This is a genomic window from Pseudomonas tremae, assembly GCF_001401155.1.
Lineage (GTDB): Bacteria > Pseudomonadota > Gammaproteobacteria > Pseudomonadales > Pseudomonadaceae > Aquipseudomonas > Aquipseudomonas tremae.
Window position 1 is genome coordinate 1 of sequence record NZ_LJRO01000281.1, and the last position, 3,980, is coordinate 3,980.

General features: G+C 47.4%; 3 protein-coding genes and 2 pseudogenes. All 5 read right to left on the bottom strand.

Annotated elements, in window-relative coordinates:
- A pseudogene (locus tag ALO43_RS16745) lies at window positions 1-251 on the bottom strand (hypothetical protein); the annotation flags it as partial.
- 260 nt (window positions 252-511) lie between these two features.
- A complete protein-coding gene (locus ALO43_RS16750; protein ID WP_024689727.1) occupies window positions 512-1,087 on the bottom strand; it encodes a hypothetical protein in 576 nt (191 codons plus the stop codon).
- Window positions 1,088-1,147: 60 nt separating this feature from the next.
- Window positions 1,148-1,909, bottom strand: a pseudogene (locus ALO43_RS31755) (RHS repeat-associated core domain-containing protein); the annotation flags it as partial.
- 275 nt (window positions 1,910-2,184) lie between these two features.
- A complete protein-coding gene (locus ALO43_RS30235; RefSeq protein ID WP_147461988.1) occupies window positions 2,185-2,556 on the bottom strand; it encodes a hypothetical protein in 372 nt (123 codons plus the stop codon).
- Window positions 2,556-3,980 (bottom strand): RHS repeat domain-containing protein (locus ALO43_RS31550; RefSeq protein WP_235812541.1); only part of this gene is annotated, 1,425 nt, incomplete at its 5' end. The genes ALO43_RS31550 and ALO43_RS30235, both read right to left, overlap by 1 nt.

The window sequence follows — 3,980 nt, forward strand, 5'->3', positions numbered from 1 at the left end:
GTGACGGCCACCAGGTGGTGGCGCTCGTCATAGCGGTAATAAGTGCTTTTGCCCGAACAGTCCTGAAAGCGCTGCACTTGCGCCAGGCTATTCCACCACAGGTATTTGGATTTGAGCGTCGGGTCGACGATGGTGTGCGGCAGACCATCTTCGCCGTTGAGGTATTCGGTCTTGTGGCCCAAGGCGTCAATTTCGGCAACGAGGTTGCCTTTGGCATCGTAGCGGGCCTTCCATGTGCTGCCGTCGGGGTAATCACTTTATCGTTGTAACTGAAACGAAGTGCTGAATCTTGGTTGCAATCGAATTGGACAATTGATTGTTGCTGTAGTTATACACTGTGCCCAAGTAGAAATTATTATCAGCCATGACGTAATAATACAGAAATGCATGCAAAAAGCCGCCTAAGGGCAAAAAAACAGTTCATGAAAATATTCGCGTCTTTGCCAACACTGACGGCAATTTGCAAAAGTCTTGTTTTTAAAGATCGCTAACAAAAAACATTAAGAATCCTTTAACCAAGAAAGAATTTCATAAAGCCATCGACATTGAAATCTGAGCCTAATCCAGAAACTGAGTTTTTAACTTGTTCAACGACGATTTTTTTGAGACTCATATCATCTTCTCGGGTATCTCCATTGAATATATCCTCCTCAACTTCAATTGCAAATAATAATGCTTCTAGGAATATATTCATTGAGTTTGATATTAGGAAGCTGCGCTTTTGAATGCTGCCATATATCGACGGGTTTTTTTGTGCAGAATCAAATACCAAAGCATCTCCGTTTCGATCCGCGAAAACTACAAAGCTATTCTTCCATGGCAAGGTCTCGTCATCAGGGCCCGCCCACCCATCTTGAGCCTGCTCAAGTTGATTGATCATGAATATCTGAAGAAATAAATCTCCTCCAATTGTAGGGTTATCCTCCATTTCTAGCTGCGTATAAAACTGCTCGATTTCACCGCTTAACCTAATCGATAGGGAACCGCTTGCGATTTCTTTTGGAGTATTCCGGAAGAATATTTTTCCGGTACTTTGCTCGCTTTTGTTAAAGCGTTCAGCAAATTTTTTTAGAGTTTTTTCATTCATATTAATCCCCTGTCAACATCCGCCTGCACTTGTTTTAAGCGTAGCAGGTCGATCTATAAGTCAGTCCTTCGTAGAGTTTTTTGTGTTCCCTCTATGCCCTTGATTTCCATGAGCATGCTCATTGACACCGCTCGGATGATTATGGTTTTGCAAAAATACTATATTTCTAGGGTCGCCTTGCCATAGAGCACCTAACTTAACGTTCCCTTCTACAGAGTTTGTATGGTGGCCAGTATAGCCCGCCTTAGACATCACTGATGTGAGATTTTTATTAGGAGTAGCTGTTATTAGCTCCTTTTCGGCACCTGACCATGCTCGTGTTCCTGTACCTGTTTGGGTTACAAGAGCTTTTTCTTGAACCCAAGCACGATCAATGGCTGTACTTCTGCCTCCTTGCATTGGTGTCAAACCGTCATTTACTTTATATCTAACTGTCAAGCCTAGCGGACCCAGCCACATCTGCGTGTTTGGTGCATACTCATAAAAATTAAACCCACCCAACAACCCAATCGGGTCCTGCGTAATAAACCGCCCAATCTCCGGGTCATAATACCGAAACGTGTTGTAGTGCAGCCCCGTCTCGATATCAAAATACTGCCCCTGAAACCTCAGGTTCTGCTCAACCTCGTTCACCACCAGCTTTTCAACAGCGCCCCACGCCCGTTACTTGGCTTGCCAGACGATCTGCCCTTCAGCGTCGGTCATTTCCAGCGGCGTACCAATCTGGTCGGTGGGGAAGTAGTGAAGCTTGTTCTCGACTTCGCCTTCCTTTTGATCCACACGGGCCAGCGGTGCGTAGCTGCCAGGTTCGTAGAGGTACAGTGGCGGGACATCACGACATCGGTTAGATAGGGACACTTAAGTAAGTATTATAAAAGATATTAATAGGGTAGCTGAGGCAAAGTTGGCAGCTACCTTGATAAGTAATTTTTAAAAAAACTATGGCGAAAATTTTTCTTTGAACTGTCGGGAGATCTGGCGCCCACTCTAGATCGAAAAAATATGGCACTCCTTCACTCCTTCACTCCTTGGCTCATAGTCAATTACATAAAATTTTCTCGTGTTTTTCCTTGCTGCTTATCTATTAACAAGAAAATTTAATGAGGAAAGCTTCCGGAAAGATATGAACTCAATAAATCGTTCAGCCAAGTAGTTATTCTTCTTTTAGAAAATGCTTCCGCCAATAATCCAATATCATCTGAAATATATCCAGCAGCTTCAGAATTATTTGTAATGCGCAGAACTGTTTTAAAGACATATTCCCTAAGTTCAGTAATTTCACTCTCATCAGTTGGAGCGCCGTAGCCCGCCGACGCCACATGCTCATTATTTTTTACCCATGATGCATCAAAGTCGTCTTCATCTCGCCGATCTAGTAATGAATCCCAATCGTCGACATTCTGCAAAAAGTCAAAAAAATCAGATTTTCTAACTTTGGCTGAAAAATCTTTCAGGTTTTCTATTTTCATTATCTTAATCCACTTTCTTTTAGCCAGTTTTCAATAAGGTCAACGGCTGCTCTTGGTGTGACGTTTTCACCAAGTACATGCGTCCCATTAGGCGATGCCACATCAACCTTTATGTGATCCATGTTCTCGTAGGCATTTCTGTAAGCATTAAAAAGCTCGTCATCCGAACCAGGAAAGCTCCCTTGCCTCGGGCCAACATGTGTTCGCTCTGCTTCATGTAACAACCAGTGTGAGTGTTCTGGGTTTTCACCCTTAGGAAAGAGTGTAGGCCTCGTTTTATCGGACCGTGCAACCGCAAATGGGCGCCCTACAGATTTGCGCACAGCGGGGACGTGATGTCCTGATTTGCTCACACCCATACCTTTTGTCTCGCATAGCCCCCATGGATCAATGCCAGAAAGTGGGTTTGGGCTATACCTATAAAGATTAAACCCACCCAACAACCCAATCGGGTCCTGCGTAATAAACCGCCCAATCTCCGGGTCATAATACCGAAACGTGTTGTAATGCAGCCCCGTTTCGGCATCAAAATACTGCCCCTGAAACCTCAGGTTCTGCTCAACCTCGTTCACCACCAGCTTTTCAACAGCACCCCACGCCCGATACTTGGCCTGCCAGACGATTTGCCCTTCGGCGTCGGTCATTTCCAGCGGCGTACCAATCTGGTCGGTGTGGAAGTAGTAAACCTTGTTCTCGGCTTCGCCTTCTTTCTCGTCTACACGTGCCAGCGGCGCGTAGCTGCCGTGCTCGTAGAGGTACAGGCTGCTCTGGCCGGGGCTTTCTTCGCGCAGCATGCGCAGGCCTTGCCAGAGGAAGTGTTTGTGTTCGGTCTGGCCTTTGATCTCGGACTGTTTCCCTACGCGTCGACCCAGGCTGTCGTACTGATAACTGCTGGTGCTTTCCACCTGCGTGTCAGCCATCGTCTCGGTCTTGACCAGGCGGTTTTCGCAGTCGTAGGTGAAGGTTTGCCAGCGCACGATGCCGACGGTTTTTTCAATCAGGTTGCCCCAGGCGTCGTACCTGTACTCCTGGTTCGCCCACTGTTTGAGGCGGTTGTCTTTGACGTGATCGAAGCGGCTGGTGTTGAAGTTGAGGCGGTTGGCCGCAGCGTCGTAGCGGAATTCTTCGCCATCGACCACTCGACCGGTGTTGCGCGCCAGCAATTGGCCATTGGCTTCGTATTCGTAGCGGGTTTCGCCGCGCAGTTTGTCGAGGGTGCGGCTCAGTTCGCCTGCCGGGTCGTATTCGTAGCGGCGGTGAATCGGGTTGTAGGCGTGTTCGACGTAGCGCTCAGGCTTTATGAGCGGGTTCTGGATCTGTGACAGTTTCTCAGCGGGCAGGGTTGTGGCGTACTGCCACGCCTTGCGCCCCATGCTGTCGTAGCCGAAGCAGCTGGTGAGCGTGCCCTGGGTGCGATAGATCTC

Excerpts from the sequence above, each read along its gene's own strand:
- ALO43_RS30235 (WP_147461988.1), bottom strand. The coding sequence starts at position 2,556 with ATGAAAATAGAAAACCTGAAAGATTTTTCAGCCAAAGTTAGAAAATCT.
- ALO43_RS16750 (WP_024689727.1), bottom strand. The coding sequence starts at position 1,087 with ATGAATGAAAAAACTCTAAAAAAATTTGCTGAACGCTTTAACAAAAGC.